Genomic DNA, 23,341 nt, shown 5'->3' on the forward strand with positions numbered 1-23,341 from the left:
AGTTGACCTTTATAACAAATTTTATTTGAACTATCACTTGAAGCCACCTCCTGATTCGTTCAAATAAGATTGTCTGATACAACATAAAACAGTTAACTTACAGCTTGTACTAACTAAAACAACCATAGATGAGAATAGGTTGCATTAATTCATACTATCACTATAAATCCTCTCTTCCTTTCGTTGAACTTTTATTTCTAGGATTCTTTTTAGATTCCATTATTATATTTTAATATTTACTTTATGAATAATAATTCATATAATAATCTTGCAGGGTGTCATCTGCCCAAAATTTTACATTTATACTTTCATAGGAGGTACATAATTATGATGGAAATAAAAGATGCGCTATTACTAATGATCAGTTTTTCTTCAATGATTATTGCATTACTCATTTTAATCGTTAACATGAGTGGACAAAAACAAAAAAAGTAGACTGACTTTTTAATAAAAGCAGCCTACTTAATCATTCTTAATTTATTTAGTAGAAGGTCATGCTGGACCCATGACCTTCTGTTTCATTTTACAAAAGTACTTCTTCAATTTCAATTGTATATTCGTTTAAGATTCCTTCTGCATTCACACTAGTATCAAATAATCTCTAGTACTCTCTAACAATACTTTCAAGCAGCTTTTTAGACAAATTCACTAATCTAATAGCTTTATAGAAAGACCAGCTTCGTTCAAAACCAACTTGTGAAGGCTCTGGTTAGCTTTTGTAGTTGCATCTTTATAACCCACTACGTTCAAATAAAACTATCGAAATCATCGAACGAGGGGCCTTCGATAAGACTTTATAACCCACTACGTTCAAATAAAACCGATCCGCTTTATTGAAAAATATTGCAAACCTTCGAACTTTATAACCCACTACGTTCAAATAAAACTGAATGGCAAGACTCGCTATCTACTCGTATACATCCCTTTATAACCCACTACGTTCAAATAAAACCTCGTATTACTCACCGCGATAAGTTCTTGTACTAGGCTTTATAACCCACTACGTTCAAATAAAACTCACGACAATACTCTTTGACTCGCGCGAAGAGTGAACTTTATAACCCACTACGTTCAAATAAAACGATGGGAAGGCTGCGTTCGCTGCTGATCATCCTAACTACTTTATAACCCACTACGTTCAAATAAAACGTTAGATATTTACCTTCTGGTAGATCAAAAACGACAAACTTTATAACCCACTACGTTCAAATAAAACAAGTCGAAAAGCAAGAAGGAGAAGACGCCGAAAGGTAAATCCTTTATAACCCACTACGTTCATATAAAACGAGTGCCATTTACGAATAACTTTGCCGTTGGTAATTCCTTTATAACCCACTACGTTCAAATAAAACTCAATGCCGAACAAGATAACTCGAATCTTGAATATCTTTATAACCCACTACGTTCAAATAAAACCCCCTCCGTAAGATCTCAACAGGTAGTCAATCTTCTTCTTTATAACCCACTACGTTCAAATAAAACCGATCCACGACCGTGGAATATGATCCTGAGGAAGCAACTTTATAACCCACTACGTTCAAATAAAACCGCTCAACTACGAATCACAAATACGCGAAGTTCATAGCTTTATAACCCACTACGTTCAAATAAAACTTTTTTAAAGCGGTTTAAGCGTTTAGATTATTGACTTTCTTTATAACCCACTACGTTCAAATAAAACCAACCCTTTCCGATCAACACTCCGAATAACGCATCTGACTTTATAACCCACTACGTTCAAATAAAACGTGGTATTTGACAATGATAGAATTAATTGTACAGACTTTATAACCCACTACGTTCAAATAAAACTTTAATCACGCCTTGCTCGAAGCTCCAATTACGCACTTTATAACCCACTACGTTCAAATAAAACTCGGACGTCTTTGACTACTCCGACCTAAAGCATGATACTTTATAACCCACTACGTTCAAATAAAACTCTAGACTTACTGCTTGAGCCAATTACAGTGTTCAACTTTATAACCCACTACGTTCAAATAAAACAAGGTATACATGGACAAGCTTGGATTACTTGAAGACGCTTTATAACCCACTACGTTCAAATAAAACTAGACGCACAACCTAAAGGGCAATAAGGGATACGGTACTTTATAACCCACTACGTTCAAATAAAACCTGAAAATGGCGCGTTGGGAGGGGCCGCGCAAGCGGCTTTATAACCCACTACGTTCATATAAAACCCTGTTTCTAACGTATCAGAAATCCCTTGCTGCGACAAGGCTCGCGGCAGGTGCAGGCCCATTCCAATCACACTATTTTGCATCGAACCTCAATGCTGAAAAATGGAATCATTCCAATATACCCAAACCCCTTACTGCCACAAGGGAACTCAAGCTTTTTGACGAAATAGCGCTCGATGCAAAAAGTGTCCGCTTGCTTACTCTATGAATACCTCTATTGTTCAACATTATACCCTTCCACATCCTGCCTGCATATGATCCCCTGTTCCCTTTTCCTTTCTTCCAATCTTTTGGTAGTATAAGAACATGTGGTAAATCATGTAAGGGATAGATCCTCGCTTAATGATATTCGGGGTGGGATTCAGGGTAGGAGGAAATGATGGATTACGAGCCAACAACATATCCAAAGCGCGCTCTTTCGAAAAAGAAAGGGCTGCAGAAGAAAACCAAGATAATGCTATCGATTCTGCTCGCCTTCCTGCTGGCGGGAAGCTTGGGCTTTGTCTATAAAAAACAGATCAGCCTCTTTCTGTTCGATACCTTTGCAGCCAAGGACATCAAGGAGAAGCTGGACGAGTCCTATGAAGCCGTAGGTCATGAACCCGATCCAGAAGAAGAGGTATCGAGCACGGAGCCGTTCTCTGTGCTGCTGCTAGGTGTTGATCCGCGCGGCAATGAGCGCGGACGTTCGGATTCGATGATCGTGGCAGTCGTGCGGCCGAAGGATAATCGGCTGCTGCTTGTCTCTGTTCCGCGGGATACGTATACGGAGATTATTGGGTATGGTACGACGACAAAGATCAATGCCGCTTACTCCTATGGCGGGGCCAAGATGAGCATCGATACGGTTGAGCATCTGCTGCAAAATGACATCCACTATTATGCGACGATTAACTTCAATGGCCTCAAGGATGTTGTCGATGCAATCGGCGGCGTCGAGCTGCCCATTACAAGCGTGATAGAGAACAAGCTCGCTTCCCATGAGAAGCTGCGCATCGAACCGAACAAGCCGATCTATGACGGCAAGGATGCTCTAAGCTATGTACGCTATAGGGAGGATTCAGATGAGAATCGAACAGAGCGGCAGCGTATCTTCCTTCGCGCCTTTATGAATGAACTGTTCAAGCTTAAAAATGTATCCAAGGTGCCAGAGCTCATCGATATTGCGGGCGACAACTTTACGACCAATATGAAGTCGGATCTAATTCTGTCTCTCGCCAAGGAATTCTTCATGAAGGATTCCCTGCCCACCATCACCAACTATATGCTGCATGGAGAAGGCTTCCGTACAGATGCGTGGTATTATGCGATTGATCCAGAGGATCTAACGTATACGCAGCAGTTGATCGCGAACTGGCTGGATGACGACATCACCGCTCAAGAGCTGATTCGTCCTGATCTGCGTAAGTGATAACACTAGCTAACGAGGGCTTGCTGGAAGCTTCTTCAACAGCAAGCCAGGGCTAGCACCCACGAGGTCGCATCGTAAAAATGAAAACAAAAAAGAACTCGGAGTCTTCCCTCCAAGTTCATCACCAGAAGCTGCAGCGTAATGACGGGTTCACTTGACTTAGCAAGCTAATGAAGCTAATAAATCGCTATTGGGCCATGAGGACCTCTGAGAATATCTATTTTCGTTTCAAAAATATCGGTCAAGATTTTCGGTTGCATAATCTCTTCTACGGTTCCAAAAGCGGCAATTTGCCCATCTTTCATCGCACAAATTCGATCCGAATATTTGGCTGCAAAATTAATATCATGCATAACCGTCAGAATGGTTCTTCCAAATTCATTCGCAGCATGTCTCAAATGCTCCATCATTTGAACAGAACGAGCAATATCAAGATTGTTCAGAGGTTCGTCCAAAAGTACATATTCCGTTTCTTGGCACAACACCATCGCAACATAGGCCCTTTGCCTTTGCCCACCTGACAGCTCATCTAAATAGCGATTTTCCAGATCAGTCAAGTCCAAAAAATCGATGTATTTCGAAATAATAGCCTCATCCTCTTTCGTTAGTCTTCCTTTTGAATAAGGAAAACGCCCAAATCCAGCTAGCTGCCTAACCGTAAGCCTCGTTACAAAATGATTCTCTTGGCGCAAGATGGTCACAATTTTGGCTAAGTCTTTTGATTTAGATTCAGACACATTCATATTCGCCACCATAATCTGACCTTCATCGAGATCCAGAAGCCTGCCAATCATCATAAGGGTCGTAGATTTGCCAGCACCATTTGGTCCAATTAAAGAAGTAAAGCCTGCTTTGGGTATTTCAATATCCAAAGGTCCGATCTTGACCTTATCCGTATACAACTTTCTCACATTATCAATCTTTATCATAGAGACCTCTTCCTTAAAATCACAATTAAGAATATGATTCCACCGAATAACTCAATAATAACGGAGACTACAGCTTGAGAATCGAATACATGATACATTAAAAAGTATGCGGTCGTTAGTATACAGAATCCTATAGCAAGAGCCATTGCAAAAATATATCGGTGATCATAGGTTTGCGCCGCTTGATAACTTAAAGTTGCAACTAAAAATCCATAGAAAGTAAGTGGTCCAACTAAAGCCGTTGAAATGGACATCAGAACAGCAACTAATACGAGGGTATAAATGATACTAGGTTGATATTTAACGCCAAAAGAAGTAGCGACATCTTTTCCAAGTGACAATACATTTAATTTCTTCGAATAAGCAAAAATTAGGATTGCTATGACGATTACCATTGGAATGACAATGGGAAAATACTGCGCATCTGCATTATTGACAGAGCCAAATAATCTTGCTTGCAGAAGATCGAACTCAGATGGCGCAAGAAGTCTTCTCATAAATGTCGACACAGCATTCAGCCCGGTTCCAATAATAATTCCAACCAGAAGCATAAGTTGCAGATTGCCATACTTTCCAGAAAGCAGCCACCCATACAGGATCAAGCTCATCAAGACCATAACCGTAACTTGAAATAGAAATGACCCTACACCCGTAAAATTGACCAGTGCACCAGCACCAAAGAAAAACATTGTACTCGTATGAATGGTTGAGTAAAGGGATTCAAAGCCTAAAAGTGAAGGCGTTATAATCCTATTATTCGTAATCGATTGAAAAGCAACGGTTGACAAGCTGTGACAAATGGCAACAATAATCATTGCAACCACAGCTACGATCCTTCTCATCACAACGGGGATAAAAGATGGTGAATCTACCGGAACGGGATTGTTATACACTAAAAGTCCGTATGAAGAAAGAACACCCAGAACAATCAATGATGAGAGCACAATCCAATAACGTTTTTCATCTTTTTTAGAACGAAAAGCTCTAGCGGATCTATTTTCAATAGGAGGGCTAGAATCGATTTCCACATTTTCTTGATGTCTATAATTCAATGCGTTCATCTTAGCCTCCTTGGTTTTCTTTGTCTCAATAAAATAGTAATAAATACGACTGCTCCCACTGTTCCAAGTATTAAGGAGACAGGCACTTCAAAAGGCATAATAATGGTTCGAGAAATGATGTCGCAAAGCGTGATTGTACTCATTCCGATCACACATACCCAAGGCAAATTACTTCTAAGATCGTCTCCTCTAAACATGGAAACAATATTGGGCACAATTAAGCCTAAAAAAGGCAGGTTTCCAATAACAGCTGCAACAATTCCAACTGCAACAGCAATAAGCCCATTAGCCAAAAGTATGATTCTATTATAATTTACACCAAGATTTGTTGCTACATCTTCTCCTAGTCCAGCTAAAGTCAATCGATTCGCATAAATAAAAATAAGAAAAGTAATGATGACAATGATCCATAAGTATTCATATCTTCCAACTTGAACAGCCGCAAAAGAACCTACAAACCAACTTTCAATAATTTGCGTCATTTGAAAAAAGAGTCCCATAAAAGTGGAAATAGCAGAAATGACTGCTCCAAGCATCAGTCCAATGATAGGGACAATTAAAGACGAACGAAGCCTGACTCTTCTTAAGAATAAAAAGAAAATCATCGTTCCTATAAAAGAAAAAAGGATGGCACCCGTCATTCTAAGAACTAAAGATGGTGCAGGGACAAATAAATAAACGACGAGCAGTCCCAACCCTGCCCATTCAATCGTTCCTGTTGTGGTAGGCTCAACAAAACGATTCTGAGTAGTAAGTTGCATGACGAGTCCTGCCATTGCCATGGCGGCTCCGGTTAGCATTAGTGCCACTGTTCTTGGAACACGAGTGATGAAAAACATTTCCATTCCATCTTCTTGCCCACGTATATCATATACTCCAGTAAACAGGGATATAATCCCTAACATAATGACAACGATAATGGCTAGTATGAAAGGTTTTGTCCATATTTTATTGTGGTTGCAAAACTGGGGTTGAGAATTATTCTCAACCCCGGTAATAACATTTTTCGGCACTATGTTGTACTCCTTTTCACTACTTAGCTAAGGATTCGGCAATGCTTTCAAATATTTCGATAAAAGTTTGAATGGATTCATTTGTGTAGGTATCATTTGGTGCATAAACGATCTTCCCTTCAACAACAGCCGTTGTTTTCTGAAGAGCTGGGGAACGATCAACGACATCTTGAGCAGGAACTTTCTCATCTGTAGAATTTATTGCTGCATCACGATCTAGTACGAACAGCCAATCAGGATTGCTTTGTGCAATAGCTTCAACAGAAATCTCATCACCTTGGTGATTGGTAGAAGTGCCGTCAACTTCTAATGCCGGAGTCCATCCAAAAATATCATACATGGGTCCCCAAACACGTCCAGAGTGAGGAGCTGAAAAACCAATATTTCCTCCGGAAACGATAATACTCATCACTTTATCTTTTCCATTATAGGCAGACTTGGCTTTTTCGATAGCTTGATCAAAGTCAGCTGCCAATTGTTTAGCCTCTTCATTTTTATCAAAAATTTGACCCAAAGTAAGTGTGGAATCTTTAAGTCCTTTTACTAAATTTTCTCCCGGTGTACTAGCTTCCTTAGATACATCAAAATTAAGATCAATAACCGCTGCATTCGGTACTAATTTCTTGATATCTTCATAATAGCTTGCAAATCGTTGACCGACAATGACTAATTCTGGGTCTACAGCTGCAATAATTTCAAGTTTGGGTTCACCATGGTTCCCGATATCTTGAACTTTTTCATTCGCTACATATGGTGAATCCGCAGGCATTACACCCTTTGGAACAGCCGCTAACTCAATATCCCAATTCGCTAACGTTTCAAACGTTCTATTATCCAAAGCAACTACATTCTTAGGATTAACAGGAACCTTAACCGTTCCATGAGCATCGGTGATTTCAACCGTTGCAACTTCAGTAGAATCGTTTGCTTTTCCAGTCGTTTCCGCTTTGCCAGCTTCATTACTTGAATTCGAACAAGCTGCCAGCATCAAAACTAAAATTGCCATAAAGACCGTAACTTTAAACTTCCTCATTTCTTATACCTCTCCCCATATATATGCGTTATAGTCAAGCAGATTATTAAATTGATGAAGTCAATGATAATGATTATCATCTTCAATTTTCTACTCAATTATAGCAGGTCGAAAAATATTATCAACCCCAATTTCCACTAAACTATATAAAATTCTGTTAAATAGCTTTTATAATTCTCTAATCTAAAATCTATAAGGCATTACAAGTTCGTCTGTGGTCAGGTTCGCTTACTCGGTCCATTGATCCAGCAATGCTGGAATACCTTCTAGTAAAAGCTGATTGTACACTTCACATATATCATCAATGTCAACCGTATTCCCACGTAAAAGTACCTGCATCACGATGCCATCTATTGACCCAATCAACAATGAAGCAAGTGCTTTATTATAACGGGTTGGCTGCTTTTCATATATACGCTGCAATAATTCCTCCACATGCCCAATCCAACTTTGGTATTTATCTCCAAATTTGCGCAGTATCTCTTCATTTCCAAGTATCGCCTCCTGTGCAAGGTAGAATTGGATTCGATTCTCATCTATTTTATTAAATCGCTTTTTCAAATCCTTCCCAATCTGTTCAATCGCTTCTTCTCGATTATATTTCCCTTGCTTCGTCTCCTGTGCCATGCGTGTAGAAACAGATAGACTCCGATCCATAGCATCATATAAAATTTCTTCTTTGCTTTTGTAATGATGATACAGTGCCCCAGTGCTTAGCCCAGCCTCATCTGCAATTTTGCGCATCGTTGTACCTGCAATCCCTACTCGAGAGATGACGCGATTTGTTGCATTAATAATGCGAAGTTTTTTCTTTTCTATCATCATTTTCTCTCCTATTCTTATCATTTCTGTACATGTCAATAATCGCGAAAAAATATTATTCCAATTGAGATGCTGTGACAACGTATACGTACTGAGACAAACAACGAGTGTCTGCAAGAAAACTTATAAAAATTCTCTTTTTAAAAGGTTACCTAGTCTACATTTTTTTGTGTGTGTCAAACCACACAGACATCAAAACTCATATCTGGATACAATAAAACCGAACAGTTGTTATGTTTTTGTTTGCACAACTGTTGTACATACACCCAGCATCGTTAAGTCAGTACAAAAAGCTTTACCACCACAAGGAGGGTACCTCATGGATATTCCAGTATGGCAGTACTGCATTAGCATGATCGGTTATATCATATTGCTTCTTGTTATTGTAGGAATAATGCGTAAGCATTATAAGTTTGCACATTGGTTCTGGATTGCCTCTTTGCTAACCTTCCCATTATGGCTCATGGGCGGGGTAGAAGGATGGTTTCGTTGGGCCAAAATATTAAGCGTAATTTTGCCTACGATTTTTGTTGGATTTATTCGAATCGCCAACTATGAGAAACGAGAAGGCCGCTTCTGGAGTTCCTTGCAAAAAGACTGGGTACTATGGTTTGTGTACGGTGTTCTGTTCCTTAACATTATGGAAGCTACCATTAAAGACTTCACAATGGGAAATATGTTTAACGCACTAACGGGATTTTTATTATGCGTCACCATTCCATTCGCTCCTAAATACTGGGAAATTTCAAATAAAAAGCACGGCGATCTAATCGCCTATACAACTGTCGGTTGGAACTTCTTGTACACAACTTGGAATGCTGCTTTCGTATATGCGGAAACTCCGCAGTTCTTTGCCAGCTCAATATGCATCCTTCTTGCGGCTGAGCTATATCCGATTATTAAACGCCGCCCAGAACTATATATTATTGCCCGGGTGTACACACTGGCAGCACATTTGCTATTGCGTGCGTGCTTCGTAAACCTGTTCCCGACACTAATGGATTCTACCACATGGTATAACGCAGATGTTATGAACTACTGGGGTATGATCAACTTTGCTCTCATTGTTCCATTCGTATTTTGGCATATGTGGCAGCTGCATACGGGAAAAGCCGAAGTCAGCTTCCGACGCGGTCGCACGGAGCTTAACTAGCTCCTTGTCAGAATAAGAACTAGCATAAAACGAACATACCTATAAAGGACAAAAACAGTGCAACACACGCTGCAAGACTTGCATCCAGCAAGCCCAAGTTATCCAAAAAAGAAGCCCAGCGCCAATCGGCACTGGGCTTCAATCAAGTTAGGGTTTAATCGTGAATATAAAAAGCAACTCTTAAGGAACGAGCACCCATACACTGGATGTGCTTGGCTTCTCGCCCTTTGTCCACCACTTCGCTCTGTACTGCTTGCCTTCGAAGCCGACAACATCGCCGCCAACATAGGCACGATCGCTGCTCCACTCCAGCGTAACATTGCTTACGAGCTTCCAAGCCTCGGACTTGTCCGGCTGATTGCCTTGTGTCCACCACTTGGCTTCATACGTCACGCCATTGTAATCTGCGCGGTCTCCAGCAAGATAAACTTTCGTCTTATCCCAAGCTGGATATTCGCCTGGCGCTTGTCCTTCCTTCGTAGTGACACGAATTGCCGCACTTGCGTTCGAACGATTGCCCGCTCCATCTACAGCAACGATGGTATAGCTGTAAGTGGTTGCTTGCGTCAAGCCTTCATCCATATGCGAGTTCGTTGTGGAAGAGCCGACGAGCTTGCCGTCGCGGTAAATATCATACTTTACAACGCCAACATTATCCGAGGAAGCCTTCCACATCAAGTGAATGCCTGTTTCCATCGGATGGCCAACGACATTAGTCGGAACAGATGGCGCTTCATGATCTACAACCGTACCCTTCGTTGTAACAATCAGTGGTGCGCTTGCCCCAGAGCGACTGTTCGCTTGGTCAACAGCGACAACCGTGTACGTATAGGCAGTTGAAGGCTTCAAGCTGCTATCTGTATAGGATGGAGCTGTTGATGTGCCCACTTTAGTGCCGTTGCGGAAGATTTCATAGTGTTTGATGCCTTGAGATGCGGAAGAAGGCAACCAGCTAAGGGTAACGCTCTTGTCCGTCTGAGATGGAGAAATGAGTTGAGTTGGAACAGTAGGTGGCTGAACTTGTCCGCCATTGCGAAGATTAAGATCGACTACTTGGTAGAACGCATTTGGTGTATCTGCAATCTCCCATACGCCGAGCAAGACGTGATAGCCTGTGCGATCAGCAGGGATCGTGATTTCATGTGAGGTGCTCTTGTCTGGTTTCTTGCCGCCATCTTCAATCTTTGCGATCAATTCAAGATCAGAACGCTTAAGCGGCTGGCTCGGGTCCCAATCTTTTTTCGTAATATAGTACTTCCATTCCTTTGTACTGTGTGGTGCAGTCAAATACCAAGTAAACGTATTTTTACCTGTATTCATGTCGACTTTTTTCCAACGAGTTGGGGTCTGCTCATCCAGTTCCAAGAAGATCCCACCGCTCGCGAGCTTGCCATCTGCCGGTCCTTCGTCAGGGAAGTTCCCTTTCGTCTCCACGCTTTGCGGCTCGTATTGGACCGCTCCACAGCCTTTATTCTGCTGAAGCTTGCATAGATAAGCACGGCTTGCTGGTGCTTCTATGTAGCCGTGTGCAGATGCGGTGTCCGCAAATGCCAATGTTCCTGCTGCTCCAAGTGCCAGAACGCCAAAAGCAAACAGCGTCTTGGTCGATTGCAGCCAGTTGATTTTTGGTGCACGCCATTGAATCATTTGTTATCGTTTCCTCCCTATACCTTATATCTAGCGTATGGTAACGCCGACTCCATGCCAGAATGCCTTCTGCAGTAAGGCAAGTCACAGCAGAGCCATTTTCATCATAAGGAAATGAGAAAGGTTTTGTTAAGGGGCGAGATACCTAGTGATATATATCATATGTTCATATTCTTATATATAACACCCAAAAAGATAAACGCTATAACTTATGACCCGAGGCATACAAAAAAGCGTCTTTTTGCGAGTTTATTCGCATTTTACGGATTCAGAGCCGTAAAAATCTGCGATCCCAGTTCGAAACTCCTATAGGCCATGATGGATATTTATTCCTGTATAATATAAGCGATTTAATTCTTTGAGCCTAGATAAACAATTCTAATTTGAATAGATAGAACTATACCTGGCAGGTATGATTTCTAGCAAACTTCATCCATTGCCTATGCGTTATTGCAAAATTGAAGAAAGAAGTAGTCAAATAAACAAGCAGCCAAGGAGCATCGCGCGTAATCTATAGTAATTCCGAATAAAGGAGCTGTGAATCATGAAGCGTAATTCCAATATGCCGAATTCATCTATGGGTAGCATGGGAAATATGGGGGCTATGGGTAATATGGGCAGCAATGCAATGTACCCTTCCAGCGTGAGCCCTGCTGCAAAGGGCGGTGCCAACCTTGGCCCGAATGCAATTAGCCCATACAGCATGGGAGGCAATATGGGTCCTAGCATGGTGAGTCCTGCTGCAACTGGAGGCATGCCAGATCAGTTAAGCCCTATCGTAGCGCCATCGCAAACGATCTACAAGAACTTCTACCATACGGCCACTCAACCTATTGTACACCCTGTCAACATCGTGAATCAGCATCATACTGTGCCTGTTCCAAAGCACGTCTGTGTGTACAACGAAACAGATGTTAACTGTGGATGCGGCGTGCGCGGGAAGGGCAAAGCACGCGCGAAGTCCAAAGGACGCGGTAAAGTACAAGCGAAGACGAGCAAAAAGCGCAGCGGCCGCCGCTAAATCCTAGCAACAATAACGATGCACATGTTTAGGCGCCAAACAACCTCCAATTGCTGGCTGAATCCAGCAGTTGGAGGTTGTTCACTTCTTGCTGGTGCTCTTCTTGACGTGAATGATGAAGCATGCTGCACCCTCATTTACTCCCATTTCTCGATCTGCACAGCGAGATTCGCTGAAGACACGAGACCCTTTTGCAATAGCGAGCTTGGTACACTGCGATTAAATTGGCGGATCTGGTCATTCAGCGCCTCGATCTCCTGATCACTCACAAGGTCGCGTCCTGCTTCCTGCTTCGCTAACAGCCGCCTCATTTCCTTGGCAATCTCTCGCTGGAGCTCCAGCCAAGGTGGCATGATCCTCGCTTCATGCATGACATGGCTGAGCACATCGCCCTCTTTAAGCTTTAAAGGTTTCCCCTTGCCCGGCAGATCATCGAAGCCGCCTTTTTTCGCAAATTCATCAACAATGCTGTCCATCACCTTCTCATGGTTCCTTGCACTGTAGAAAACTTGCTGGGCCGCTTCTGCATTACCTGTTCGCTCTTTGCTGCGATCATTGTCCTCTTGCTTCGAAGTCATCTTCAATCCAAGCCCCCTTAATAGCAGCTGCAGTAATAAAATTCAACCTGACCATTTTCCATATACAGGATAATTATAGTATATCGAATGTGCTCCTTTATTTCGATACAAGCAGGATCATTAATACTTCAATTCCAGCTCTTTGCCGTTCTGATCATAGAAGCTCAAGCTGGTCGCTTCGGCGCGCTGCGTACCGTTGATTGGCGTCAAGGTTAGAAAATAAGGAGCTTCAGGATCAAGCTTAATATCATAGTTCAGATGCTCGATCTTCGCATCGATCCGCGCGACTTGCTGCTCATTTTTGCCTGCAACGAGCAAATACAGTCCTTCACTCGTCTCAATAATCGATTGGCGGACAGGCTTGCTACCATGACCAATCACTTCAACCGCGTATTTGCCGTTCTTGCCTTGCACAAACTCGCCCATTCCCAGTGTCTTGTCAGTCTCAAACAGCACAAACCAGCGATCCCCGCTCTTTACCTGCTCACGAATATCAATCGGCTGCTCCAAACGATCTTCCATCACCGCTTCAATAGACGGAAGCGAATCCTCAATCGTATATTTCTCTGGCGTCGTCTGATAGAGGAAGATTCCAATTCCTGCTAGAATGAGAATAAAAATGATCCAGAACCATTTCTTCATGATGCTCTCCTTCACTGCTTCGCTAATTTTCATTTTCTCTTATGGATGGATAGACAGCATTAGATAACCAGCATGCTGTTATCTTATAATCTCTTATTATACTGCATGCGCCTAGTCATCAACAAAGGGTAGGTGTATCTTCTCTATGAGGAATGTTGATAAAGAGAAACTCCACGTAAAAAAAGAAGCGGCACACGAATGGCCGCTCCAACAACTGCTTAAATCCTCATCACGCTTTTTATGGCGTTTCGATAAGCTTGCTTCATTTATGAAGATACAAATGATTACGACGAGCGGTCAATTGATTGGCGCTTCGCCTTGCCGCGAGGACTTGGAGATGCGTTGTCTCCAAACTGCTCCAAGCTTGATGGTGAACCAGCCGGCCCTCGGTTCTTCGGACGATTGTTGCGGCCTCCCATTAGCAATCACCTCCCGTATATAACATCCCCGGGAATCGATTGGCTCATGTAAGCGGGACGCATCCAATTACCCTCTCGCTTGGAGTGCGCGCTCCAGACGCGCCAGCGTCTCTTCCACATTGCTGCGCTGTGTCCCTAGATTCATGCGTTCAAAGCCTGCTCCCTCTTCGCCAAAGGTATACCCCTCGCTGAACCAGATATTCGCTTGTTCCAGCATAAAGCCCTCAAGCTCCTTGCCGTTAAGACCAAGCGCACGGCAATCAATCCACTTCAAGTATGTGCCTTCCAATGGGAAGGTTGTTAATTGCGGAAGCTTGTCTGCAATAAATTGATCCACAAGCGCATTGTTGGCTTCAATATATTGCAGCACCTCATTGAACCATGTCTCGCCTTCATTATAGGCTGCAATAGTCGCTTCAATCGCACCGATATCGATATCACTCACACCTGTACTTTCCACTACCGAGCGGAAGGCTTGGCGCAGTGCTTTATTTTCAATGAAGATGTTGCCCATTTTAAATCCTGGGATACTAAAGGTCTTCGATGGCGACGTTGCTGTAATGGTAATACCGGAGATATCCGGCGACAACGAAGCAATCGGCGTATAGGTGCTGCCGCTTAACACGATGTCATGATGAATATCATCTGAGAAGATCTTAACCTGATGCTTTAAGCACAGCTCCCCAATCTTCGCAAGTTCTTCTCTTGTCCAGACGCGCCCAACGGGATTATGCGGATTGCACAGGAAAAACAGCTTGACTTCAGGATCACGAAGCTGTGCCTCAAGGTCGTCGAAGTCCATTTGGAACTGACCATCAACGAGCTTAATGGGACTCGGAACGGCAATGCCGCCGTTCTGCTCAATCATCCGCTTGAATGGCGGATAGACAGGAGGCTGATACACTACTTTCTCACCTGGAGAAATAACAGCGCGCACAGCAAATCCCATTGCAGTAACAACACCCGGCGTCGTTGTGATCCACTCCGCCTTCGTATCCCATTGATGGCGTCGCTTCATCCAATCGGTCACGGCGTCATAGTACCGTGCTGTCTTGCCCGTATAGCCGTAGGAGGGCTGCTCCATGCGCTTTAGGAGTGAAGCACGAATCGGCTCAGCCGCCGGGAAGTCCATATCGGCTACCCACATCGGAATTGCGCCTTGTTGACGCGGCTCTCTTGGGTGCATTTTCTCTGCATCTAATTGTGCTCGATCCAATTGCGTATTCAGATTGCTCATTCGTTAGCTCCTTTTCAGAACAAGATTAGTTTCCTCTATAGCTATTATAGTAAACCATTTTGCTCCTGCCAAAAAGTACAAATTCTCTTTTTTGTACTTCGTGGGTCGACAAGGCCTCATCTATAAGGAAACGACCTGCAGCATCGTCTGGAATCTTCCAGCCGCGAGCAGGTCCTTGTCCTTTAGGGATATGAACATTCGCTGGTTCTATGTGAAAACAATGTTAAGCATTGAGTATGTCATCAATCTCTTGAAGCTCCTCATCATCAAATCGAAGGTTATCGATAGCCTTCACATTCTCTTCGATCTGGCTCACACGGCTCGCGCCAATAAGCGCAGAGGTCACCCTGCCTCTTCGAAGCACCCAAGCCAAGGCAAGCTGCGATAAGGACTGTCCACGGCGATGTGCAATAGTGTTCAGCTGGCGAACCATGTGCAGCGTCTCCTCATTCACATCCTTCTCCTGCAGGAACCCGGTTACTTTGTGTGCTCTTGAATCCTCTGGAATGCCGTTCAGATAACGGCCTGTTAGCAAGCCTTGCTGCAGCGGCGAAAAGGCAATACAGCCTGCACCGTGCTCTTCTAATACATCAAGCAGTCCATCTTGCTCTACCCAACGATTGAGCATGGAATAGGATGGCTGATGAATGAGCATGCGGACATTCATTTCTTTTAGAATCTTGATCGCTCTCTTGGTATCCGCCGCGGAGTAATTGGATACACCTACATAAAGCGCCTTGCCTGAGCGCACAATCTGTGCAAGAGCATCCATCGTTTCCTCAAGCGGAGTGTCCGGATCTGGACGATGATGATAAAAGATATCGACATAATCAAGTCCCATTCGTTTCAGGCTTTGATCAAGACTTGAGATCAGATACTTTTTGGAACCCCACTCGCCGTAAGGCCCTTCCCACATGTAATAGCCTGCCTTCGTCGAGATCACCATTTGATCACGGTAAGCACGAAAATCCGTTGCCAGCACCCTGCCGAACATCTCTTCAGCAGATCCCGGCGGCGGTCCATAATTGTTTGCAAGATCAAAGTGGGTAATGCCAAGATCAAACGCGCGGTGCACCATGGCACGTCCATTCTCAAACGAATCGACACCGCCAAAATTGTGCCAAAGCCCAAGCGTAATTGCTGGAAGCTTCAAGCCGGATTGACCACAGCGATTGTACACCATGGATTCGTAACGCTTCGGGTTCGCTATGTATTCCATCGTATCCTCTCCTCTCGTGAAGGGCGCATGATTGCTCATGCATAATGGCGTTTCTTTCCTGCATAAACACGGGTTCATTATATAGCAATTCAAACAAAAAATCATCTTGCAAGTTTGAAAAGATGAATGCCTGTCCCAGAAAGCGAACACCAATCTTATACACGGATACGTAAAGCGTTCGTAGCCTATCCTATAACCACTTCGGCTTAACCGATGTGCCCGCATCAAGCATATGCCGAAGCCAATATTGAAAAGGGGGATTTGATCGATGTCCATTCCAAAGAATCGTCGTGAAAATGCAAACAAAATTCGCAAGCAGACGCAGCGGCCTTCACATGGAAGAGTAAAGTCCTTCAAAGAGCTTGCAGAGGAGTAACGGCGGCTTGGATAGGCGCAGGCATTGCTTGCGTCTTCTCCCCTTATCTTTCTCATCAAGTTTAGTTTGTTCACCATGAATCTCCTTATGCATGGAGAAATGAACAAACACCGCTCCAAGGAAATCATACTTGTCCGAGGAACGGTGTTAGTTGTTGATATTGGTGCAATGATGCTAATGCTGCTTGTCTTAAGCCCCTTTCCCGTTAGCACGCATACGCAGCTTCATCAGCTCGACGACCACAAGCGGAACGATTGACAGCAGTGTTACGATCAGCCAATGAACGGCGCTTAACGACACAAGCTGGAATATGCTCATCATGCCTGGAATCACCGCCACACCAAAAATAATGAAAATGGACAGCATCGCACACCAGAACAAAGGGAGGTTGGACATAAAGCCGATCGAAAATATTGATTGTGTATTGCTGCGCACATTGAAAATATGAACAACGGATGACCAGCCCAAAATAACGAACGCCATCGTCTGGCCAACCTCATGCGATGCGGCTATATGGTCGGATACGGTTACGAACTTGCCTACATAGAATCCAGCTAGAGTCAGGATCGTATATAGACCCGCTTGCAGCGCAATTTTTTTGCCAAGACCATTAGAAAAGATGCCTGCCTGTTTAGGAATTGGCTTTTGACGCATGGCATCTGGCTCCATCTTCTCACGACTCAAGCAGAAGCCAGGGATTCCATCAGCCACTACGTTGATCAATAAGAGCTGAATCGCGATGACCGGCAGTCCCCAGCCAAGCGCTACCGCAATAATCATGATTAGAATTTCGGAAAAATTACAGCTTAACAAGAAGTAAAGCGTCTTGCGAATATTCTCGTATACTCTTCTGCCTTCCGCAACAGCGTCTACGATCGTCGCAAAGTTGTCATCGGTCAGCACCATATCGGATGCGCTCTTGGCTACATCGGTTCCCGTAATGCCCATCGCGGTTCCTACATCTGCTGCCTTCAGCGCAGGAGCATCGTTAACGCCGTCACCTGTCATGGCCACAACTTCGCCGTTCGCCTGCCAAGCTTGGACAATGCGAATCTTATCCTCGGGAGAGACTCGGCCATACACCGAGATATCGCGAACCTTTTGCTTGAGCTCCTCATCCGACATGCGCTCAAGCTCCGCTCCAGAGATCGCAAGATCCTCCTCTTCGAGAATGCCAATCTCGCGTGCGATTGCTGATGCGGTTGCCATGTGGTCACCCGTAATCATGACCGTCTTGATGCCGGCAGCCTTGGCAGCCTGAACAGCTGCTTTGCTCTCTGGACGCGGAGGATCAATCATCCCGACTAATCCCGCGAAGCGAAGGCCCTGCTCCAGCTCAGCTGCATCCAGCTGCTCAGGGAGCTCATCATAACGCTTGTAGCCTAATGCAAGAACGCGAAGCGCCTGCTCTGCAAACTGATCATGGATGTGATTCGCTTCTGCCTGATGCTCATGCGTGCACGCTGCATGAGGGTCCAGCGGGATGCGATCAAAAGCTCCCTTCGTAATCGAAATATAGCCTTCCTCTGTGCGATGAACCGTCGTCATCAGCTTGCGCGAGGAATCGAATGGCAGCTCATGCACGCGAGGATATTTCGCCTCAAGCTGTGACTTGTTCATTCCTTTTGCTTGAAGCAAGCGAATAATCGCGGTCTCGGTTGGGTCCCCGATGATCGTTTCTTCCCCCTGGTTCTTTTCAATAGAGGCATTGCTTGCCAAGCTAAACAGCTTGAGCAGCTCTGTTTCCGTATCAAGAAAAGCATCCGTATCTGCCTTTGGCTTATGAGACACAGCCCATATTTGCTTAATCGTCATTTGGTTCTGCGTCAGCGTGCCGGTCTTGTCCGAGCAGATCACCGATGCGCTTCCCAGCGCCTCCACTGCAGGAATACGACGAATGATCGCATTTTTGCGCACCATATTTTGAATGCCAAAGGCGAGCGTCACCGTCACGATGACCGGCAATGTCTCAGGAACCGCTGCTACGGCCAAGGACACCGCCGTCATGAGCATGTCCATGATGGTCTCTCCATGGTACATTCCAATGCCGAAGATGATCGCGCCAGCCGCAACAGCTACGACGCTTAGCTTCTTGCCAAGCTCAATCAGACGCTGCTGCAGAGGCGTCTTGGACTTCTTCGTGTTGTTGAGAAGCGCCGCAATCTTCCCCATCTCTGTCTCCATCCCTGTTGCTACAACTACGGCCCTGCCGCGGCCGTTTGTCACTAAGCAGCCCGAGAAGAGCATATTGAATCGATCACCTAATGGGGCGGATTCCTTCACTTCTGCGCGTGCATTTTTCTCGGATGGAACACTTTCTCCTGTCAAAGCCGACTCCTCAACGAGGAGGTTCGCGCTCTCGATCAGGCGAGCGTCCGCAGGAATCAAGTCCCCTGCCTCCACTACGATGATATCCCCCGGAACAAGCTCTTTTGAATGAAGCGGCTGCAAGACTCCTTCTCGTATCACCTTCGCTGTCGGCGTATTCATGTTTTTCAGCGCATCCAGCGCCTTCTCCGCACTCAGCTCCTGTCGAATACCAAGCACAGCATTCAGGGCTACGATTGCAATAATGACCAATGGTTCGGCATAGCCGTGGCCTTCTGATATCGCCAGATAGGCCGATATGACCGCAGCAATGATCAGAATAATCGTCGTTACCTCTGAGAGCTGATGCATGAGCTTAGCCCCAATGCCTTCTTTTTTCTCTTCTTCGAATTCATTGAAGCCCTTCTGTCGCAGCAGCTCAGCAGCCTGTTCATTCCTCAAGCCCTTCTCTTGATCTGTTCCTAATGCCTTAAAGATATCCTCCAGTGTTCTCTCCATCCATTTCATCACATGCACCTCGCTTTATTTGATTTCTATCGTCCCCACAGTCGAATCAACATCTCAACCAGCAGCTCCTTCTTCATTTCCAGCCGCACGGGCTGTTCATAGCTCTCGGCCTTCATCTTCTCTAAGATGATGGTCATCAGCACACTGTTGGCAATCATGGCGATTGCTTTGATCTCCTCTTCAGGCATCGATTGATCCGCCATTCCTGCCAGCTCCTTCTCCAGTTCCTCCGTCATGTATTCGAATACAGAAGGGTTCATGAACTGAAGCTCCCTGCTCCCCTTTTCCTTAATCGTTAGCAGGAAGAAGGCCCGATGACTTTCGTAGATGTCATGAATAAAATCAATCTTCGCCAGCAGCAGTTCCCGTATGTGGTCATGATCGGTATGAAAGAATCGATCGACCTTTGTTTTGACCTGATTCATTTGCTCAGCGAGCGCCTCATGAATCAGTTCGTCCTTACCCTTAAAGTGCTTGAATATCGTCGCTTCGTTCACTTGCGCTTCCTTTGCAATACACTTTGTCGTTGTTCCCTTGAATCCGTGCTTAGCCATATGCTCTAGCGCAGCACACATCATTTTTTCTCTTGTTGTTTCTTTCATGGAGATCCTCCTTTCTCAAAATAAACAAGCAAGTACTTACTTGATTTTAGCTTACGGAATAGTACCCGCTGTTCCTATATGCTGAATCACACTGGAAAAACATACATCTGCTCCTCCATAACCGAGAATATATCGGGCAAATGCGCATCTTTGTGCCCTTATAGCCTGATATACAGGCTAATCCCTTGTAAATTCATATAATGCCATTATTAAGAAAGGAGGATGAACTACCTATGGCCATTTTAGTGGATGAGCAGGTGTCACAGGGAGAAAGCGAATTAGGGGTACTGGATATTCCAATTACAAGCACGCCAGAATTGTTTGGAACACTGGGGCTTGATACAAGCAGTGCAGGACCTAATCTGCGGATAGAGTTCAACTACACGCTGCAATATAGCTTTGTACGCACAGCTTCGGTATTGATTAGCGTTTATCGAGGGGAAGGCATGGATGCTGTTCTTGTTTACCAAACAGAGCAAACGATTCCTGCACCAAGCTCCAAAGGAAATCACACCGTGTATCGTGTGCCGATCACAGCGACTGGTGTGGACTACCTTCCACCGAATACCGACTTTATCGTATATCAGGCCTTCGTATCGACTCCAGAGCACTGTAAGCATGCCAAGCTGAAAAGAATTGGACCAGAAAGCTTCGCTGCAAGAGCATACTCTGACTAAGCTTCGACCTCGGCTTTATCCCGTCCTTTCCTTCAGCCGCCTTTATACTCCAAACCTTCATGTACAGCTAAGTGCTCCTATGAGGCGCTTAGCTGTTTTTCATTTAAGGAACCTTTGAATGAGGACAAGCCATGATTGCATATATTGAGTTTGGTAATGCAATGGAGAGTGATTCTCAGGGAACCTATTTTTCACTTCATCTGGCCTTGAATTGACGAATGCGGATAGCAGCTTGTCTCGGTCAGTAGGTAGGATGGATGGGAGATAGACGATGGATACAGGCCGCTTTGGTCCTTTTTTACAATCAAAGTTTAAGCCTTTTGCACCTTGAAATCAGGACTCGCACCCTTTCTGTTCTTCGATAACAATAAATGATCACTATCATAAACGAAAACTATTATCAGCGCGATGTGCGAAAAAATATTTTGTTCACACAACTTTCACATTTTCATATATGATAGAATGAAGTTCATTACTCTTTCTTCTCTCCTTATGACCTCTACATGATCTAGCACTCAAAAGCCGCTTAAGTTCTTCATGTTATCGCCTGCGCATGCCCTATTTATCCACTAGCTCTAGTTATTCTCAATGGTATATAAGCTCTATTGGAGTTTATATAAATATGCTATAGAAAGGAGCGTAGGGTATTGTTGTGTTGCTCAGACAGTAAGCAATTGCTGTCCATCTCTCGCAGGGAAAGGAGCTGGCCAAACTTTTGGAACTCTGCTGGTCGTAGTTGAATCTGGGAACAAAGATTCCCCAAATCAAAGGAGGCTGTGATTATGTATGAACTGCGTTTGCAACACCCTTGGCTAACGAAGCTGCTGTATGGCAGCGGTATGCTGCTCGCTGCTTTGTTCTGTATGTTCTTGTTTGCTGACAAGGCGCTTGCCCATGGTTATATTGATTCTCCAGCAAGCCGTGCTTACTTGTGCAAGACAGGTGCGAATTCTGATTGCGGAGCGATCATCTACGAGCCTCAAAGCTTAGAAGCTCCCAAAGGCTTTCCACAAGCGGGTCCTGCGGATGGCAAGATCGCTAGTGCGGGCGGCGCATTCCCTAAGCTTGATGAGCAATCCGCTACTCGCTGGTCCAAAGTAAACATTTCTAGCGGTCCTATCACATTCCATTGGACGCTGACTGCCGCTCATGCCACAACAAGCTGGAAATACTATATAACGAAGCCGAACTGGAATCCAAACGCAGCGCTGACACGCGACTCCTTCGATCTTACACCTTTCTGCTCCGTTGATTATAACGGGAAGCGTCCTCCATTCTCCTATTCTGACAACTGTAATGTTCCTGCACGCTCCGGCTATCATGTGATTCTTGCCGTTTGGGAGATTGCTGATACTGCCAACGCCTTCTACAACGTTATCGATGTGAACTTCAGCGGCAGCAATCCTGTCGACACAGATCCGCCAACAGCTCCTACGAATCTCACCAGCACAGCAGTCACTTCCACAACGGTCTCTCTTGCTTGGAATGCTGCAACCGACAATGTAGGTGTAGCCGGTTATAAGATCTACAACGGCAGCACGCAAGTCGCTACTGTTCCAGCATCAACGCTTAATTATACGGTCACAGGTTTAACCGCTAATACTGCATACAGCTTTACGGTTAAGGCGCATGATGCCGCTGGCAACACTTCTTCCAACAGCAATACCTTGTCTGTAACGACATCGGCTCCTGTCGTTGACACCGAGGCGCCGACAGCGCCGACTGGGCTTCATGTAATGGGCACGCCAACGTCTACGAGCGTGAATCTCATGTGGAGCGCTTCGACAGATAATGTCGGCGTTACGGGATATCGCGTTTATCGCGGCAGCACCCTTGTCGCGACAGTATCTGGCAGCACTCTTGAGTACAACGTAACCGGGCTTACGCCTAGCACCTCTTACACATTCACGGTCAAAGCCATTGATGCCGCTGGCAATGTATCCGCAGACAGCAACAGCGTTAATGCAACAACTGCTGCTCCGCCAGCCATTCAAGCTTGGGCACCGAATGTATCCTATGCTGCTGGTACAAAAGTCACCTATAACGGCAACACGTATGAGTGCCGTCAAGCCCACACCTCTCTTGCTGGGTGGGAGCCTGCCAATGTACCTGCGCTGTGGCTGCTCGTATAGGACCATTCGCGCATGACATAAGCCCTTGTCGTCTTTTTGCGGCAAGGGCTTTAATTTTTTACACATTTTAACAAGAAAGTATTAATGCCATGTAATACTATGACAATTATCACACCCTAATATTTTTTTCTTGACAATAGTCGGGGGGCATGACTTAATATAAAGCTATACTTCCATATTTATAACTCCGATAACTTCATTACACAATCCGCTTAGATTGGAACAACGAGATAATACCACCTAATTTTCGTCCATCAGCTCATTTTTTCGTGTTTTTTATGTGCAACTTGTGACGCTGTAAGTATTTTTCATCTTGAACGCGTTTACATT

The 23,341-nt window shown here is 44.6% G+C and carries 20 protein-coding genes and 1 CRISPR repeat array; of the genes, 7 read left to right on the top strand and 13 right to left on the bottom strand.

Annotated features, from left to right (window positions below; genetic code table 11):
- Positions 1–327 precede the first annotated feature (327 nt).
- Positions 328–435 carry a putative holin-like toxin gene (locus B9Y93_RS24865; RefSeq protein WP_244903363.1) on the top strand — a complete coding sequence of 36 codons (108 nt, stop codon included), beginning with the start codon at positions 328–330 and terminating at the stop codon, positions 433–435.
- A gap of 293 nt (positions 436–728) precedes the next feature.
- A CRISPR array of direct repeats spans positions 729–2,204; the repeat unit is 29 nt; unit sequence CTTTATAACCCACTACGTTCAAATAAAAC.
- Between the two features lie 376 nt (positions 2,205–2,580).
- The gene (locus B9Y93_RS10470) at positions 2,581–3,615 is read left to right on the top strand and encodes an LCP family protein (protein WP_342351854.1); all 1,035 of its coding nucleotides are present in this window, start codon (positions 2,581–2,583) and stop codon (positions 3,613–3,615) included.
- A gap of 176 nt (positions 3,616–3,791) precedes the next feature.
- Here the strand turns inward: B9Y93_RS10470 and B9Y93_RS10475 are convergent, their stop codons facing one another.
- The 5 genes from B9Y93_RS10475 to B9Y93_RS10495 form a co-directional block, all read right to left on the bottom strand.
- Positions 3,792–4,544 (bottom strand): iron ABC transporter ATP-binding protein, encoded by a 753-nt coding sequence (locus B9Y93_RS10475; RefSeq protein WP_085494351.1) that lies wholly within the window; start codon positions 4,542–4,544, stop codon positions 3,792–3,794.
- Entirely contained in the window at positions 4,541–5,605 is a 1,065-nt protein-coding gene (locus B9Y93_RS10480; RefSeq protein ID WP_085494352.1) for an iron chelate uptake ABC transporter family permease subunit, read from the bottom strand. The genes B9Y93_RS10475 and B9Y93_RS10480 overlap by 4 nt, the downstream gene beginning before the upstream one ends.
- Positions 5,602–6,618: an ABC transporter permease gene (locus B9Y93_RS10485; protein ID WP_085494353.1), complete on the bottom strand. Its 1,017-nt coding sequence runs from the start codon at positions 6,616–6,618 to the stop codon at positions 5,602–5,604. Before B9Y93_RS10485 ends, B9Y93_RS10480 begins: the two co-directional genes overlap by 4 nt.
- Positions 6,619–6,637: 19 nt before the next feature.
- Positions 6,638–7,651 carry a siderophore ABC transporter substrate-binding protein gene (locus B9Y93_RS10490; RefSeq protein WP_085494354.1) on the bottom strand — a complete coding sequence of 338 codons (1,014 nt, stop codon included), beginning with the start codon at positions 7,649–7,651 and terminating at the stop codon, positions 6,638–6,640.
- A 228-nt stretch (positions 7,652–7,879) separates the two neighbouring features.
- Positions 7,880–8,473, bottom strand: coding sequence for a TetR/AcrR family transcriptional regulator (locus B9Y93_RS10495; protein WP_217809691.1), 594 nt, complete (start codon positions 8,471–8,473; stop codon positions 7,880–7,882).
- 319 nt (positions 8,474–8,792) lie between these two features.
- Between B9Y93_RS10495 and B9Y93_RS10500 the strand changes: the two genes are divergently transcribed.
- Positions 8,793–9,626, top strand: coding sequence for a hypothetical protein (locus tag B9Y93_RS10500; protein WP_244903364.1), 834 nt, complete (start codon positions 8,793–8,795; stop codon positions 9,624–9,626).
- A gap of 180 nt (positions 9,627–9,806) precedes the next feature.
- Here B9Y93_RS10500 and B9Y93_RS10505 read toward each other — a convergent pair whose 3' ends face one another.
- Positions 9,807–11,273, bottom strand: a complete 1,467-nt coding sequence (locus B9Y93_RS10505) for a lytic polysaccharide monooxygenase (RefSeq protein ID WP_085494356.1) — start codon at positions 11,271–11,273, stop codon at positions 9,807–9,809.
- A gap of 544 nt (positions 11,274–11,817) precedes the next feature.
- Here B9Y93_RS10505 and B9Y93_RS10510 point away from each other — a divergent pair.
- The gene (locus B9Y93_RS10510; protein WP_085494357.1) at positions 11,818–12,294 is read left to right on the top strand and encodes a hypothetical protein; all 477 of its coding nucleotides are present in this window, start codon (positions 11,818–11,820) and stop codon (positions 12,292–12,294) included.
- A 137-nt stretch (positions 12,295–12,431) separates the two neighbouring features.
- Here B9Y93_RS10510 and B9Y93_RS10515 read toward each other — a convergent pair whose 3' ends face one another.
- From B9Y93_RS10515 to mgrA, 5 genes are all read right to left on the bottom strand, one after another.
- Positions 12,432–12,872 (bottom strand): DnaJ family domain-containing protein, encoded by a 441-nt coding sequence (locus tag B9Y93_RS10515; RefSeq protein WP_139829161.1) that lies wholly within the window; start codon positions 12,870–12,872, stop codon positions 12,432–12,434.
- Between the two features lie 120 nt (positions 12,873–12,992).
- On the bottom strand, positions 12,993–13,514 hold the full coding sequence (locus B9Y93_RS10520) for a hypothetical protein (protein WP_085494359.1): 522 nt from the start codon (positions 13,512–13,514) through the stop codon (positions 12,993–12,995).
- Positions 13,515–13,798: 284 nt separating this feature from the next.
- Positions 13,799–13,933 carry a hypothetical protein gene (locus B9Y93_RS25040; RefSeq protein WP_280522888.1) on the bottom strand — a complete coding sequence of 45 codons (135 nt, stop codon included), beginning with the start codon at positions 13,931–13,933 and terminating at the stop codon, positions 13,799–13,801.
- A gap of 67 nt (positions 13,934–14,000) precedes the next feature.
- On the bottom strand, positions 14,001–15,170 hold the full coding sequence (locus B9Y93_RS10525) for a MalY/PatB family protein (RefSeq protein ID WP_085494360.1): 1,170 nt from the start codon (positions 15,168–15,170) through the stop codon (positions 14,001–14,003).
- A 223-nt stretch (positions 15,171–15,393) separates the two neighbouring features.
- A complete protein-coding gene (mgrA, locus tag B9Y93_RS10530; protein WP_085494361.1) occupies positions 15,394–16,389 on the bottom strand; it encodes an L-glyceraldehyde 3-phosphate reductase in 996 nt (331 codons plus the stop codon).
- Positions 16,390–16,657: 268 nt separating this feature from the next.
- Between mgrA and B9Y93_RS24870 the strand changes: the two genes are divergently transcribed.
- Positions 16,658–16,765 (top strand): DUF6254 family protein, encoded by a 108-nt coding sequence (locus B9Y93_RS24870; RefSeq protein ID WP_220388565.1) that lies wholly within the window; start codon positions 16,658–16,660, stop codon positions 16,763–16,765.
- 189 nt (positions 16,766–16,954) lie between these two features.
- Here the strand turns inward: B9Y93_RS24870 and B9Y93_RS10535 are convergent, their stop codons facing one another.
- Together B9Y93_RS10535 and B9Y93_RS10540 are read right to left on the bottom strand one after the other, a co-directional pair.
- Positions 16,955–19,600, bottom strand: a complete 2,646-nt coding sequence (locus B9Y93_RS10535) for a cation-translocating P-type ATPase (RefSeq protein WP_085494362.1) — start codon at positions 19,598–19,600, stop codon at positions 16,955–16,957.
- Between the two features lie 26 nt (positions 19,601–19,626).
- Entirely contained in the window at positions 19,627–20,202 is a 576-nt protein-coding gene (locus B9Y93_RS10540) for a TetR/AcrR family transcriptional regulator (RefSeq protein ID WP_085494363.1), read from the bottom strand.
- 233 nt (positions 20,203–20,435) lie between these two features.
- Here B9Y93_RS10540 and B9Y93_RS10545 point away from each other — a divergent pair, with 233 nt between their 5' ends.
- Complete coding sequence (locus tag B9Y93_RS10545; RefSeq protein ID WP_085494364.1) at positions 20,436–20,879, top strand: hypothetical protein; 444 nt, start codon at positions 20,436–20,438, stop codon at positions 20,877–20,879.
- A 782-nt stretch (positions 20,880–21,661) separates the two neighbouring features.
- Complete coding sequence (locus B9Y93_RS10550) at positions 21,662–23,011, top strand: lytic polysaccharide monooxygenase (protein ID WP_085494365.1); 1,350 nt, start codon at positions 21,662–21,664, stop codon at positions 23,009–23,011.
- Positions 23,012–23,341 lie beyond the last annotated feature (330 nt).

The sequence above is a fragment of the Paenibacillus aquistagni genome (assembly GCF_900177815.1).
GTDB lineage: Bacteria > Bacillota > Bacilli > Paenibacillales > Paenibacillaceae > Paenibacillus_B > Paenibacillus_B aquistagni.